General features: G+C 64.9%; 17 protein-coding genes and 1 rRNA gene. 11 read left to right on the top strand and 7 right to left on the bottom strand.

Going from position 1 to position 13,424, the window contains the following annotated elements:
* Positions 1 to 100 precede the first annotated feature (100 nt).
* On the bottom strand, positions 101 to 679 hold the full coding sequence (locus tag C560_RS23015; protein ID WP_081801696.1) for an HNH endonuclease: 579 nt from the start codon (positions 677 to 679) through the stop codon (positions 101 to 103).
* 487 nt (positions 680 to 1,166) lie between these two features.
* Between C560_RS23015 and C560_RS0112595 the strand changes: the two genes are divergently transcribed.
* Entirely contained in the window at positions 1,167 to 2,015 is an 849-nt protein-coding gene (locus C560_RS0112595; RefSeq protein WP_026538483.1) for an esterase/lipase family protein, read from the top strand.
* A gap of 31 nt (positions 2,016 to 2,046) precedes the next feature.
* Here the strand turns inward: C560_RS0112595 and C560_RS0112590 are convergent, their stop codons facing one another.
* Positions 2,047 to 2,460, bottom strand: a complete 414-nt coding sequence (locus C560_RS0112590) for an alkaline phosphatase D family protein (protein WP_026538482.1) — start codon at positions 2,458 to 2,460, stop codon at positions 2,047 to 2,049.
* 86 nt (positions 2,461 to 2,546) lie between these two features.
* Positions 2,547 to 3,026: a hypothetical protein gene (locus C560_RS0112585; RefSeq protein WP_026538481.1), complete on the bottom strand. Its 480-nt coding sequence runs from the start codon at positions 3,024 to 3,026 to the stop codon at positions 2,547 to 2,549.
* A 227-nt stretch (positions 3,027 to 3,253) separates the two neighbouring features.
* On the opposite strand from C560_RS0112585, the gene C560_RS0112580 reads away from it, so the two are divergent.
* Together C560_RS0112580 and C560_RS0112575 are read left to right on the top strand one after the other, a co-directional pair.
* On the top strand, positions 3,254 to 4,531 hold the full coding sequence (locus C560_RS0112580; RefSeq protein ID WP_026538480.1) for a S8 family serine peptidase: 1,278 nt from the start codon (positions 3,254 to 3,256) through the stop codon (positions 4,529 to 4,531).
* A 177-nt stretch (positions 4,532 to 4,708) separates the two neighbouring features.
* Positions 4,709 to 5,446, top strand: coding sequence for a hypothetical protein (locus C560_RS0112575; RefSeq protein ID WP_026538479.1), 738 nt, complete (start codon positions 4,709 to 4,711; stop codon positions 5,444 to 5,446).
* A 45-nt stretch (positions 5,447 to 5,491) separates the two neighbouring features.
* On the opposite strand, the gene C560_RS0112570 is transcribed toward C560_RS0112575, so the two are convergent.
* On the bottom strand, positions 5,492 to 5,875 hold the full coding sequence (locus C560_RS0112570) for a TfoX/Sxy family protein (RefSeq protein ID WP_026538478.1): 384 nt from the start codon (positions 5,873 to 5,875) through the stop codon (positions 5,492 to 5,494).
* Positions 5,876 to 6,186: 311 nt separating this feature from the next.
* Here C560_RS0112570 and C560_RS0112565 point away from each other — a divergent pair, with 311 nt between their 5' ends.
* The gene (locus tag C560_RS0112565) at positions 6,187 to 6,390 is read left to right on the top strand and encodes a cold-shock protein (RefSeq protein ID WP_011690916.1); all 204 of its coding nucleotides are present in this window, start codon (positions 6,187 to 6,189) and stop codon (positions 6,388 to 6,390) included.
* Positions 6,391 to 6,582: 192 nt separating this feature from the next.
* On the opposite strand, the gene C560_RS0112560 is transcribed toward C560_RS0112565, so the two are convergent.
* Together C560_RS0112560 and C560_RS0112555 are read right to left on the bottom strand one after the other, a co-directional pair.
* Positions 6,583 to 6,765, bottom strand: coding sequence for a PspC domain-containing protein (locus tag C560_RS0112560; RefSeq protein WP_026538477.1), 183 nt, complete (start codon positions 6,763 to 6,765; stop codon positions 6,583 to 6,585).
* Between the two features lie 86 nt (positions 6,766 to 6,851).
* On the bottom strand, positions 6,852 to 8,687 hold the full coding sequence (locus C560_RS0112555) for a BTAD domain-containing putative transcriptional regulator (RefSeq protein WP_043423066.1): 1,836 nt from the start codon (positions 8,685 to 8,687) through the stop codon (positions 6,852 to 6,854).
* A gap of 326 nt (positions 8,688 to 9,013) precedes the next feature.
* On the opposite strand from C560_RS0112555, the gene C560_RS23600 reads away from it, so the two are divergent.
* The 6 genes from C560_RS23600 (at position 9,014) to C560_RS0112525 (ending at position 12,349) form a co-directional block, all read left to right on the top strand.
* Positions 9,014 to 9,190 carry a hypothetical protein gene (locus tag C560_RS23600; protein WP_197026153.1) on the top strand — a complete coding sequence of 59 codons (177 nt, stop codon included), beginning with the start codon at positions 9,014 to 9,016 and terminating at the stop codon, positions 9,188 to 9,190.
* A 158-nt stretch (positions 9,191 to 9,348) separates the two neighbouring features.
* Positions 9,349 to 9,735, top strand: coding sequence for a VOC family protein (locus C560_RS0112545; RefSeq protein WP_026538475.1), 387 nt, complete (start codon positions 9,349 to 9,351; stop codon positions 9,733 to 9,735).
* 91 nt (positions 9,736 to 9,826) lie between these two features.
* Positions 9,827 to 10,168 carry a YciI family protein gene (locus C560_RS0112540; protein ID WP_026538474.1) on the top strand — a complete coding sequence of 114 codons (342 nt, stop codon included), beginning with the start codon at positions 9,827 to 9,829 and terminating at the stop codon, positions 10,166 to 10,168.
* A gap of 112 nt (positions 10,169 to 10,280) precedes the next feature.
* The gene (locus tag C560_RS0112535) at positions 10,281 to 10,901 is read left to right on the top strand and encodes a hypothetical protein (protein WP_026538473.1); all 621 of its coding nucleotides are present in this window, start codon (positions 10,281 to 10,283) and stop codon (positions 10,899 to 10,901) included.
* 254 nt (positions 10,902 to 11,155) lie between these two features.
* Positions 11,156 to 11,623 (top strand): hypothetical protein, encoded by a 468-nt coding sequence (locus tag C560_RS0112530; protein ID WP_026538472.1) that lies wholly within the window; start codon positions 11,156 to 11,158, stop codon positions 11,621 to 11,623.
* A gap of 153 nt (positions 11,624 to 11,776) precedes the next feature.
* Positions 11,777 to 12,349, top strand: coding sequence for a hypothetical protein (locus C560_RS0112525; RefSeq protein ID WP_155855777.1), 573 nt, complete (start codon positions 11,777 to 11,779; stop codon positions 12,347 to 12,349).
* Positions 12,350 to 12,383: 34 nt separating this feature from the next.
* Here the strand turns inward: C560_RS0112525 and C560_RS0112520 are convergent, their stop codons facing one another.
* Complete coding sequence (locus tag C560_RS0112520) at positions 12,384 to 12,689, bottom strand: DUF1905 domain-containing protein (protein ID WP_026538470.1); 306 nt, start codon at positions 12,687 to 12,689, stop codon at positions 12,384 to 12,386.
* 594 nt (positions 12,690 to 13,283) lie between these two features.
* On the opposite strand from C560_RS0112520, the gene C560_RS0112515 reads away from it, so the two are divergent.
* Positions 13,284 to 13,424: ribosomal RNA gene (locus tag C560_RS0112515) — 16S ribosomal RNA — on the top strand; the annotation flags it as partial.

Below are 13,424 nucleotides of genomic sequence, written 5' to 3'. Positions count from 1 at the left end.
ACACCTTCGGCTCCTTTGGCGGCAGTCCGGCCACGTGCTCGAAGGCCTTCTCCACCGAGGGTGGGCCCGAGCAGGCCGGCGCGGCTTCGACTCCGGCCGTTCAGGATAGCGGCCGCCGAGCACCGACGCTGACGGAACCTGCCGGCGCAACGTACTCCCGCCGTCGACGTTCCATCCTTGCCTGCTGACTTGGCGAGGGAACCCTTGCGCCTTTGGTCCGGTTGCAATTGGCGCAGGCCGCGACGAAGTTTTGCAGGTTGGTGGATCCGCCCTTGGACCACGGGTAGAAATGGTCGCCGTGCTCAGCAGGCCGTGGGCACCGCCGCCGGAGTCCGGACTCCATCTCGCACTGGCCGCCGGCACGTGCCAGGCCTTCCCGGCGCTGCTGGCGGCTGAAACGCCGGACCGGGTCCCTGCGTTTTAGGTCTCTCGCGCGAATAACGGCCGCAACAACCGTCAGAACTACCAGGAGAAGCCCGGGGACGGTGACCGCAGCCAGAACGCCGTCGACCATGCCGCGAAGAATTTCAGCGACGGTGGCCGCGCTGCGGCTGCCAGCGGCCGGGATCGCCTTCGGCATGAGCGCCAGGACAACGGAGGCGCCCAACCACACAACCACGGCCGAATAGGCCACGCGCAGAGCCTGGCGGCTCCAGTAAATGCGTTTCAGTTCCACCATTCAGTCGTCCCCCATCGATCTTCAGCCGGTCGAATCCGGGCAGCGCTGCAGCTAGAGAGATCGTACAGTCGGGCTCACAATTCTGCGGTGCTCACGCTATTTCCTCGTGAGCTACGGCTGATGCCCCGATCCATGGAACCACTGCAGTAGCCGTGCTCGTACTGCGCCCAGCAGGCGAATGCCACTGCCGGTAACGCCGGCGTCCGCTGGCATGCACGTTTGTGCAAGCGAGGGGTGGCGGTTTTCCCGGCCGCTCTCCGGCCAAATGAACATACTGACCAGTAGCTTTGGGTCGCGAGGAGCAACAATTCAGGGCCGACTGGGGTACGCCCGCGGAACCGGATTTCGTGCACATCCGTGCAAATCCATGGCCGCACCGGGCTCCGGGCTGCCTACCGTTGAGTATCCGGGCAAGCCCTGGGCTGACTCGCAGCACAGCGATTGCTGCTGGCCCGCAGCCCGCTGACACACGAACAAAGAGGTTTCCATGTCACTGCTCACCAAAGTCCTGTCCACCGCTGCCGCTGCCGTTCTGGTCGGCTCCCTGGCCGCGGCTCCCGCCCATGCGGGAACTGTTGAGCTGTCCCCGCCGGGCGCCAATGACTGGTCCTGCAAGCCAAGCGCCGAGCACCCGTATCCTGTCATCCTGGTGCCGGGAACCTTCGAGAGCATGGACAAGAACTGGTCCACCCTCTCGCCGTACCTCAAGAGCGCCGGGTACTGCGTCTTCGCCCTCAACTACGGCGAGACCAACGGCGTGTATGCAACCGCGCCGGTCGCCGACTCGGCACAGCAACTGGCCCCGTTCGTGGATAAAGTGCGTTCCGCCACCGGCGCCAAGAAGGTGGATCTGGTGGGCCACAGCCAGGGCGGCATGATGCCCCGCTACTACATGGGCTTTCTCGGCGGCGCCAAGAATGTCCATCAGCTCATCGGGATCGCCCCCTCCAACCACGGCACCGAAGGTGTGATCGTCCCGCAGCCGGGCGCTGTCCCGGACCCCAACTACACCGGCGTGGGTTGTGCCGCCTGCGCAGATCAGCAGGCGGGGTCGGCTTTCATGCAGAAGCTCAACTCCATCGGCGATACGGTTGCGGGACCCTCCTATACCGTCATCTCCACGGTGCACGATGAAGTGGTCGTTCCCTACAACAGCCAGTTCCTCAGCGGGCCGGCGCGGCAGGTCACCAACATCACCATCCAGGACAAGTGCCCGGCCGACCCGATCGAACATGACCAGACGCCGAACGACCCCGTGGTGCACCAGATTGTGGCCCACGCACTGGGCATGGTGTCCGGGCCCGCCGACCCGGCCTACCAGCCCAGCTGCATCTAGCAGTGAGTGGCGGCGGGCCGGGGGAGTGGCGCTACTGCAAGCCCGGCACCCCGTCCCGGATCGCGAAGGAAGCCTTCGTGGAGACGGGAGCGCCCGGCGTCGTGACGTAGTCCAGAGTCCGGAAGTCGGCGGTCATGGCGTCCTTCGTGATGCGGGTGTTCACGTAGCCGCGGTTGTCGTTGGTGAACTTCAGATGCGGGTTCCAGGCCATTACCGGGTCAGTGGTGGAGCCTGAGCCGTTGCCGGTGGACGTGATGGACGTGCACACCAGTTCCGAGCCCACCACGGGCGATGCCGGGTCCTTGTAGTCCACCTTGACGTCGTTGGCCCAGTTGCGGTGCACATCTCCGGTGAGGACGACGGCGTTGCGCACGTTCGCGTCCACCCAGCCCTGCATGATGCGGCGGCGCGACGCGGCATAACCGTCCCGCGCTTCTCTGGCCACACGTTTCCGGAAACGGCCTGTGTTTTAGTGCAGCCGACAGCGGGCGCGGGGGCGTCACCTATTGGTCAGGCCGGGGGGCACGCAGCCTACCGGTACCAGCCCACCGCACGGTCGTAGCTGCACTCCAGTGCACCCGTTCCGGGGGCAGTGCCGCCGCCGGAGGGAAAGTAGATGGCACCGAAGTCCGCACCTTCGGCGTCGATCCGTCCCTGTGCCCAGATCTGGGCGGCTTCCAGGTCCTTTTCGGGGATGGATTCCCGGGTGCTGTGGCCGCCCCCAAGGTGGATGTCCAGCTGATACGTCCCCGGTTGGGAGGTCCCGGCGTGATGGGCCGGATCCTTCTCATCGCGCCTGCTTATGAGGACTTGGGCCGAGGCATGGAGGATGGAGGGCTCGCTGGCCAGATTGCCCTGCTCCTGCTGTTTCATCCGCAGGCACGAGACGACGCTTTCCACGGTGTCTTCCTCCGCGACGACGTAGGCGGAGTTGTCAGCATCGGCCTCTGAGCCGCCGACGCTTTTCAGATGCTGTCCGAATTGTTCGGAGCTGGACTGGCTGGAAGTCATGCACCCTCCTTGAGGGTTTTCGCGGCGGGTGCCGACCTTCTCACCCTAGACCCGCGGGGAGCATCCAGCCCGGTGATGCGGGACTATTTCTCGAGGAGGTCCACATCGAGGGGGCCATGGAACCTCCCGCCGACGGCGGAGACGATGACCACGTCGCCCGGGACGCCTGCACGTAATGTGCCGACAGCCCCTATCTACCTGGCGCAGATTGAAGCAAGATACTCCGCATGAAACGAACCGTTATAGCTGGCTTCGCGGCGGTAATCATAGGCTGCGGCACCATCACGTTGGCAGCCCCAGGCAACGCAGCGTCCACGAACAACGCAGCGACCACGAACAGCGCGGCAGCCCAGTCGTCCCCCAGTGCCGGGCACATCATGGTCAAATTCCGCGACAATGGCTCGGCAGCCGGCGTCCTGCGCCAGCACGGCCTCGGGGAGGGCCCCGGGGTCGGCAGCACTGGCGCTCAACTCGTCAAGGTACCGGCCGGCCGGGAGCTCCAGCTCGTCGAAGCGCTCAGCCGGAACCCGGCAGTCGAGTACGCCGAGCCGGACGAAACCGTTACCGCCGCTACGGCTGACGAATATTTCCCCCGCCAGTACGCTCTGCAAAACAACGGTCAGGCATTTACCAACACCGCCAACACGCTCTCTGTAGCCGGGGGCACAGCGGACGCTGATGTCGACGCCGTCGAAGCCTGGGGCATCACAACAGGGAGCGGCATCAAAGTCGCCGTTCTCGACTCCGGGGTCGCCAGCGACAACGCCGACATCACACCGAAGGTTGCTGCACGCGCCAACTTCAGCAACGGGAAAGCCGGTGAGGACAACTACGGACACGGCACGCACGTGGCCGGCATTGTCGCCGCCACCGCCAACAACACGGTTGGCGTCGCCGGCGTGTGTCCGGGATGCACCATCTTGGACGGCAAAGTTCTCAACGACAGCGGGGTCGGCTCGAGCTCGAGCCTTGCGAACGGTATCAATTGGGCTGTGAATAACGGTGCGAAGGTTATCAATATGAGTCTCGGAGTGCGGGCATCACGCACCCTCGAAACTGCCGTCAACAACGCCTGGAGTAAGGGTGTGGTGCTCGTTGCCGCAGCAGGCAACGGCAGTAACCAGACCAAGATCTACCCGGGCGCATACCCCAACGTCATTGCCGTCGCCGCTACCGACAACACCGACACCAAGGCATCGTTCTCAACTTTCGGAGCCAGCTGGGTGGACGTCGCAGCACCCGGAGTGAATGTCTACTCAACGTTCCCGAACCACACGTTTGTCCTCGGGACGCAGAACAATCGCTCCTTCGGGTACGACGTCGGCAACGGGACCTCGATGTCCTCACCCATCGTCGCTGCCACTGCCGCGCTCGCCTGGAGCTCCCACGCTGGCGCCACAAATACGTCAGTCCGCGCAAACGTCGAGTCAACCGCCGACAAGATCTCTGGCACGGGCATCTACTGGGCACATGGGCGGGTCAACGCCGACAAAGCCGTCCGGTAGGTTACAGCCCGCCACAACCGGTGCCAGGTGGATCTCCACGCTTCCCAGATCCCGGAAGGACTTGAGCTGTGCTTCAGTTGGCGTTAGAGCGCAGCCTGCTCGGAGGTGTGGCCACGGGCAAGCAACGGTGCTCTGACTCCCTGCAGGAATTTCTACTCAGGAGGAGTGGGAACGGTCATGAATCGACGAACCAAAATCTTCTTTGGCGTCATCGTCCTGTTGCTGGTTGTTGGTGGGGCGACATTAATTGCCGTCAACAACACGAACAGGGGCACGGCCGCGGAGTACAACCCGCAGATCAGCCCCGCCGATTTCACCACCAAGATCACCAACAAGTACTTCGCCCTCCCTGTCGGCAAGAAATTAACGTACGAGACCATCGAGCAGGGAAAAGTCATCGAGAGGGTTGAGATCGAAATCCTGCCGGAGACCATGACCATAGAGGGCGTGGAGACGGTGGTGTATCTGGACAAGGAATACAAGAACGGTCAGCTCATCGAGGAAACCCGCGATTACCTGGCGCAACACAACAACGGCGACGTGTGGTACTTCGGCGAGGACGTGGACAACTACCTGAATGGAGTGTTGGTGAACCACTCCGGCAGCTTTTTACATGGACGGGACGGGGCAAAAGCCGGCATCTGGATGAAGGCCGAGCAGCGCGTCGGCGATTCCTACCGGCAGGAATTCTACGTTGGTCATGCGGAAGACATACGGGACACCGCCGCCACCGGCGAGACCGTCGCCACCAAATCCGGCACCTACACCGACTGCGTCAAGGTCTACGACTGGACGCCGCTTGAGAAGAATGCACGGGAGTACAAATATCACTGCCCCCAGGTCGGTGCGCTGGTCCTGACCGAGGATCTGGAAACAGGGAGCCGGTCAGAACTCGTGAATGTTTCCCAGCCCTAGCCTTCTCAGGCCATGCGCGGGTCCTCAAGCGCCGGCGTCGGGCGGCTACTTTTTGGGCCTGGGCTTGGAAACCTTCGGCTCCTTGGGCGGCAGTCCGGCCACGTGCTCAAACGCCTTCTCCACCCAAGCCTTCGCCCGCGCCTCATCGCCGTCGCCCTCGGCATTCCAGACTTCCGGCAATCCGGTATAGCCGCCCATGGGCCGCTCCGGCGGCCCGAACGGAACGGTCCGCTCGGTGCCTTCCAACAGCTCCTTGTCCGACTCGGCCAGCTTCACGCCGATGGTGGGGCCGAACAGGCCGGCGAACATGTTCCCGTGCACGAACGCCCCGAGGTTTCCGAACATGGGCTTGACCACCACCTCGGGACGGTCGGGCAGCACCGCGCGGAAGTGTTCCTTGTCGGCGTCTGACGCTTTGGGCATTTCCATGGGTCTTCTCCTGTAAGTAGGGTGCAGGGCCGGAGTTGTTGGCAGGATATGCCCGCAGCGCTGACGCGTACATGTCCGGTGCCGTGTCGGGCCCGGAACTGCCGCCCGATCGCGGGCACAACGCGGCCGTGGTAAATGCCGTCCGCAATCTCCTGTACAGTTGATCCTGTTGTTGTGTTTATGCAGTTCGTAGTTCAGGCAGTACGCAAGGTTGCAAGACCTTGTTCTTCTGAAGCAGCGGTTTTGAGCACCCCAAACAGGAGGACCCGAAAGTCGGGACAGTTCCTCCACCTTCACGAAGGACAAAAATAATGGCTACTGGTACCGTCAAATGGTTTAACGCTGAAAAGGGCTTCGGCTTCATTTCCCCCGATGACTCCTCACAGGACGTTTTCGCACACTACTCTGCGATCAACTCCTCCGGCTTCCGCTCCCTCGAAGAGAACCAGAAGGTCTCCTTCGAAACCGAGCAGGGCCCCAAGGGTCCCCAGGCCACCAACATCCAGGCTATCTAATTTCCTTTTAGATACCCGGGACCGTTAGGTTTCGAGCAGGGCCCGTCTTCGGACGGGCCCTGCTTCTGTTTAACCCGTCTGTGCTTTCAAGAGCAGTACGACGACGGCGGCGCGCCACCGCCGTCGTCCGCCGCCGCGCTTCTCATGCCGGCGAGGGCTCCCGGCGCCGGGTCCCGCACCACTAGCCTGCCGCTAGTCGTCCCGGGGGATGAGGATCCACAACGCGATGTAGACGAACTCGCCCACGCCGAACAGGCCGAAGAACATAAACCCGAGCCGGACAAAAGCCCGGGGGACCTCGAAACGGTCGGCCAGGGCAGCGCACACGCCTGCGAAGATTTTGCCGCGTCTGGGGCGAACCAAGGTTGCTGCCATTTCGCTACCGTAGCACCGGGCGCCCGACGAGTCAGCAGTGTCTTTCGCCCCTGCCGCCCCGGCGCCACAGCACGTGCCGCTGCTGATCAGAGCTGCCCGCGGCGCGCCAGGTACGTGTTCAGCGCCGGGTTGTCGATGTCCTTGGCCAGCCACGGGATGGTCTCCGCGGCGGCGGCATCGCCCAGGACCGCGCGGTGCGAGTGCGCCCGGACCACCAGTTCGCGCAGTGCGCCGCGGCTGGCCATGGTGCCCAGCCGGTCGGCATAGTCTCCGGCTGCGGGGGAGCCGGCGTCGATCGCGACCTCGGCGGCCGTGTCCAGCAGCCGCGCCCGGTACCAGAGATACCAGGGCGTGGTGTCGAGCCCACGCTTCAGCCAGGATTCGGCCGACGCCTGATCGTCCAGCGCCATACTGAGCCGGGCCTTGGCCCCCGCGGCCAGCGTCAGGTAGCAGTGGTCGCCGGCGACGTCGGCCATCACCCACGACCGGTCGATCAGGGGAGCGGCGTCCTCCAGCCGGCCGGCGGCGAGGAAGGTCTCGCCGCGGAGTCCGGCGACAAAGGGCTCGAACGCCGTCCAGTGTTCGGCCGCGATCAGTTCCTGGGCCCGGTCCAGGCAGTCAGCCGCCGGCTCCAGATCCCCGCGCAGCAGATGCACCCGGCCGGCCAGGGCCTGGCTGAACGCCAGAAGACGACGGCCTCCCGCGGCGGTGGCAAGCCGGCTCGATTCGGCCAAAGCCGCCAGCGCCTGGCCGTAGTGCGCGGTGTCCGAGGCCGCCATGCCCTGGATGGCCAGGATCCTGGAGCGTTCGTCGTCGAACCCGTCCGCCGCCCGGGCCGCCTGCTCCAGCCAGCCGGCCGCGCGGTCCGGGATGCCCCGCTGCACGGACAGGTACCCCAGCTCCCGGTACGCGGCCGCCGCCACCCGCGACGCCGGCCGCCCGGGGCTCCGTCCCCCCGCAGCCAACGACTCAGGGTCCAGTCCCTCGGATTTCAGCGCCCGGTGCAGGAGATCGGCCACCTCGGCACCGCGGCCGCCGGCCTGATGGATCAGCGCCCCGGACAATCTGACCAGGGATTCGGCGAGCAGATGTTGGTCGCCGGTCCGTTGTGCGATCTCGGCCGCGAGGCGTAACTGCTCCAGCCCGCGGTCCACGGAGCCGGCCGAGAGCGAGGCCTCGGCGGCGTCGAGGTAGGACCGCACGGCGGCCGAACTGGCCGGCAGCCCGGGCTCCGCGGCGGGCGGCGCGTCGGACAACGCCCGGCGCACCTCCGCGGGCACGCCGAGCCCAAGCTCCCGCCGGTAGAGCTCGCGGCACTTGTCGGCCTGCTTCCGCGCCCGTCGGTAGTCGCCCAGGGCGAGCAGGGCTTTGATCAGCACGGCGTGGCAGTCGGCGTTGAAGGGGTCCAGGTGCAGCGCGCGGGTGGCGAGGTCGACGGCGTCGTCCGCTTTTCCGGCCGCCAGCGCGGCGAGCGATGCCTCGTAGAGCAGCGTCAGGACGGCGTTCTCGAGCCGGTGCCGCTGGTCCTCCAGCCACGACTCGAATGCCGGGCATTCTTCGAAGGTGAGGCCCTCCAGGAGTTCGCCGTCGAAGGTGCGCGGATCGGCGTCGCCGGCTGGCTGCAGGGCAGCCAGCACATCGCAGTGCCAGCCGGCCGGCAACACCAGCCGCAGCGGGTCGCCGCCCACCGAATCCGCGCCGAGGGTCCGGCGCAGCTCGGAGAGGTTCCAGCGCAGGGCACCGAGGGGGTTCTCGGCGTCGGGAAACAGGAGGGCCGCCGTCCGGGCCCGGCCGGTGCCGCCCGGTTGCAGCGCGAGGTAGGCCAGGACAGCCCAGGCCTTGCGGCCCCGGGGCTGCCGGGGTGCGGTGCCAGCGGACTCGATCCGGGGCGGACCGAGGAGCCGAATCCAAGTCTCGGCCATATGAGTCATGCTACGCCGCCGGCGGGCGCGCGGGAGGGGCCGACGGCGAGCGTGCGGCGGGGGAGAGGCGGCGCCTGACCGGAGCATGATCGGCGCGTGATCGGAGCCGAAGGGAGCCGGAAGCGGGCGGAATATCAAAGCGGAAAATGCTCACACGGTGGCTCACACGGTGGGTGCGGAAACTGGACATGTCCCCACAAGAGGACCGGAAACCCGAACCCCAGCCGCAAGCCCAAACCCGCACCGATCGCCCGGGATTCCGGCCCAACAACCTGCTCCATCATCCCAACAACCCAGCTCCATCACTCGCCCGAGGTGCTTCTCACATGGAATTTGCCGCTCTCCTGCTCGCCGGACTCCTGGTCTTCGCAGCCGTCGCCACCATCGTCGCGGTCATCCGGGACGGCCGGGGCCACACCCCTCCCATCCGGTCCACCCGCCCTTGGATGGCAGGAAACCTGCCCAGCGAACCGTACGCATCCCTGCGGTCCCTCCAGGGCTGACTGAATCCCGGCAGCCGCACGCCAGTAACCGCACGGGCCTGACCCCACCGCCAGCATGGGAGGCGGGGGTCAGGCCCGACGTCGTGCGTGGCGCTCTTGAAATCTGAAGAGTGCCGGATGTCAGATGGTCTCGGACAACCACACCGGAGGAGGTCGCCATGACGGTCGCTTTCAACCACACCATCGTCTACGCAACGGATAAGCGTCGGTCGGCGAAGTTTCTGGCCAACGTGCTAGGACTGCCGGAACCCCAAGCCATGTGGTCGTTCATGACAGTGCCACTTGACCACGGGGTGGCCCTCGATTTCGCCACCGCGGACCGGCCCATCGCCCCGCAGCACTACGCCTTCCTGGTCAGCGAGGAGGACTTCGACGGGATCTTCGCAAGGATCCAGGCCGAAGGCATCCCCTACTGGGCGGACCCGGCACGGTCCCGCCCACAGCAGATCAACCACAACGACGGCGGACGCGGCGTCTACTTCGCGGATCCTGACGGGCATTTCCTTGAGGCGATCACGCGCCCGTACGGATCGGGTGCTGCATGAAGTCCCAGGACCGCCTGGATCGTTGCGCGGCACAAGGGCATCGGCGAGGATGATTGCGATCCACCCTGCTGCGAAGAAGGAGTCGACGCGAATGACCAAGTACCTGATCTCGTTTCCGAGTGCCGCCATGGTCTTCCCGGACGAGGAACTGCAGGCTGTTTCGGACGCTTCGCACGCGGTGGTCCAGGAGGCGAAGGACGCCGGGGTATGGGTGTTCGGCGGCGGCATCGATGAGGGCATCCCGCCCGTCATGGTCGACGGCGATGGGACCGTACGCGAGGGGACCTACCCGCAAACGACGCAGCTCGAGGGCGGCTACTCGGTGCTGGAGCTGCCCTCGTACGATGCGGCCTTGGAATGGGCCGCGAAGATCGCGGCCGCCTGCCGTTGCGCGCAGGAGGTGCGGGCTTTCCAGTACGACCCCGCAAGCTAGGTCTACTGCGCGGCGGTGGGTGAGGCTTACACTGACCTCGGCTGGTAGACGCCGGGGGGAGAAATACATGTCAAGACGACATCTTTTTGGGGCAGTAGTAGTGGCTTGCGGCATGGCGCTGGCCGGATGCTCCGGATCCATGCCGCTGATTCCGGCCTTCAATTCGCCCACCACGCGGGCGTCCCCCTCAACCCCGGCCCCTCAGCCGAGCCAGCCGACGGCCCAGGACGGCAACCTGAAGGGAAACAGCGCGATGCGTATAACCGTGGCACCTGACATCTTCGACCAGCAGGGAGAGAAATGGGAGGAAGGACTAGGCCAGGGCTGGGAAACGTCCCCCGCGTTCCTTGTCGTGTCCGACGACGAGGACAAGGCGGCCAGGGCGCTGTATGCCGCGGCACAGCGCTTTTATGCGGTGGATCAGTTCGGTAATGAACTGACCCCCGAGGAAATGACCGGCGAATACCCCCAGTACACGCCAAACTACGTCTCCGACGTCTATCTGACCGAGCTGGGCCCGATGATCTGGACCGACACCAAAGGCGAACTCGCGGCAGGCATGGCGGACGAGATGCTGCGCATCCTTGTGGATGAACTCCAGGCCCAGGAGATCACGGCCCATGTGACTGCCCCACCGGCCGACATCTCTGTCGACGGCACGCCAACCTGGCAGCCTCCCGCCCAGACCGCCCTGCACGCGGAAACCGACGTGGAGGCGCCGACGAGCGAATAGCGGCGGCGCGGGACCCCCGGGCACTAGAGCGGCCCGGGCAGGCGGGGGACACCGACGTCGTCGGTCAAGTGTCTAGACACTGCAGTGGCGCGGGAGCATCCTAAACGTGTGCGCGCTTCGGCAGGAGAGCGGCGACGGGGCGAGGAGATCCGGCTCTGGCAGGCGGAATCCGGGGCGGCCGGCGGACCGCCGGCAGACGGGTCTGACCTCCAAGGCATGTGGAGACGATCGGTGAGGGAAACGGGGACCAGATCATGGACGAAACATCCGATACGCGGCAAAGGCTGTCCAACCGCATCGACCAGAAGCAACGGGACCTACGGTCCTACCTCGGCCGGGAACGGCCCCGCCGCTCCCGGCTGGCCAGCATCAGCATCGTGGGCAGTGCGCTGGCCGCCGCGTTCACGGCCGGTCCCGCCGCCGGTGGCACGGGGTTCACTGAAGCGGTGGCGAACATCTTCAACCTGGCCGACGACTCGGTGGTGTGGCGCGGGCTGTGCCTGCTGGCGGTGATCTGTTCCATCGCCGCGGCGCTGGCCACGAATTTTGCCACGTCCCGTTCAGTGGCAGACCGTGTGAGTGCGGCCGAGACCGCCAGCGCCCAGCTGGAGGGGCTGCAGGTCGCGCTGAACTTCGGCCACATCGAGATCGATGAGGCCGTCAAGCTCTACCAGCAATACGCCACCCAAGTGGCTTTCGTGGAAGCATCGCCGGCGCAGTGAGCGGTTCTTCAAACGGCGGCGCAACATAGAGCATGTGGGTCGAGTCGCCCCGCAGTTTCCCCCACTCCGGTCCCTGTTGCCGGGCGTTGAGGCCGCGTAGAGTCCTCTCCAGGAACGGTGGCATGGTCGATCACCCATGGGGGACTGGATCTGATGAAGAAGACTTTGAGCCGGACGCTGACCCGGCCGGGCTTCTGGGCGGCCACTGCGGGCCAGCTCTTCATATCCACCCAGATTTGGGTCTCTCTTCACGTCGCCTTTGACCCCGGGACTTCATTCCGGGATGAGTTGTGGCCGGCCGCGGTGTTCTTTGCCGTTGGGATCACGGTATCCACCCTCCTTTCGCCGCTGCTCGAGCGGGCCATCCTCAAGGACGATGCCGGGCTCAGTGACGAGCAGGCCGCTTCATTGGAGTGGGCACTGCGCACGGGCGCATTTCCTCTCGCCACCCTCTTTGCTGACTGGGGTCCTGCGCTTGAAAAGAAGCGGCGGGACCTGATGTTTGGTCAATGGCTGGGGCCGATCTTCATGGCCGGTCTTATCGCCCTCAATGTCTACGACTCCTCCGTGGACCCGGACGGTTTCTGGTTCTACTGGATCAGCGCGATTGTGTACGCCGTCCTGGCGGTCGTGGGCCGAGTCGTTGGACGGCGGAGGATTCGGCGCATTGGATCACTCGAGCAACAGCTCCAGGAGCTCCGCGGCAGAGTTCCCAGCCCTCGCTAGTCGGGGCCGGGTGGTCCGAGGACCGCAGCCGGCCTCAACATCCGAAATCCAGGTCGACTTCCACGTCCACGACATCCCCGGCGCGGAGGTTGGCCGCGGTCCTGATGGCCTTCTTGACGGGGAGGAGGTAAGAGCTGCTCCTGCTGTCCGGGAAGAGCGACGTCTGCCACCGCTGCCCGGCGATGCAGGCGCCCACTTTCACCGAACCGAAGCTCTTCCGGAACGGAGCGGACTGGTCCTTGAGCTCCTCCGCCAGCTCCGGCGGCAACGTGATGAAGTGCCAGCCGGCCTGCTCGGGGTAGTGCCACAGCTCGGCACGGAACGCGTATGACGTCGTCACGCTCTGAGTATGGCACCGGGAGCGGCGCCTTGCGACGTGCGCATGTGACCCACTCCATAAAAGCCCGACGCCGGCCGGCTGGCCTTTGGGAGCGGCTGTGGCGGCCGGAATCGGCGTGATTCCGGGGAATATGACGCTGCGGGACCCCGCCACGGGGCCGATTTGTGCAGGGTCCTCCCGGCGTGTAAAGTAATTCGAGTCGCCGCCGCTGATGCGGAAAGAAAGCGACCGACCCCCTTCTAAACAGCCTGAAAATGGTTCGCAAATTTGCGCGCTAAATAACGGCGGGGACCTTCTTGGATGAATGTAAATCGCAGAAATGCGAATTTGCAAAGACTTCCAAGATCGGGTAAGTTTGAAAAGTTGCTCCGGAGCGATCCTCGACCGAAATGGTTGTGGTGGTGCCGGGTGTGTCTGTTGTTTGAGAACTCAATAGTGTGCCAAGTTTGTTGATACCAATTTATTGTATTGAATTGGTTGAATTTGCCGGGCCCGCCACCCCGTGGTGTGGTCTGGTGTTATTTGGCTGGTTTCAAATTTTGTGCAGCGTGTGCATCCCGTTTTCCCGGGGGCGCATGTTGTGTCTGTTTTACTTCAACGGAGAGTTTGATCCTGGCTCAGGATGAACGCTGGCGGCGTGCTTAACACATGCAAGTCGAACGATGATCCGGTGCTTGCACCGGGGATTAGTGGCGAACGGGTGAGTAACACGTGAGTAACCTGCCCTTAACTCTG

Source organism: Arthrobacter sp. 9MFCol3.1 (genome assembly GCF_000620385.1).
In the GTDB taxonomy this organism is placed as follows: domain Bacteria; phylum Actinomycetota; class Actinomycetes; order Actinomycetales; family Micrococcaceae; genus Arthrobacter.
Note: the sequence above shows the minus strand (reverse complement) of the source record. Positions and strands in the feature narration are given on the sequence as shown.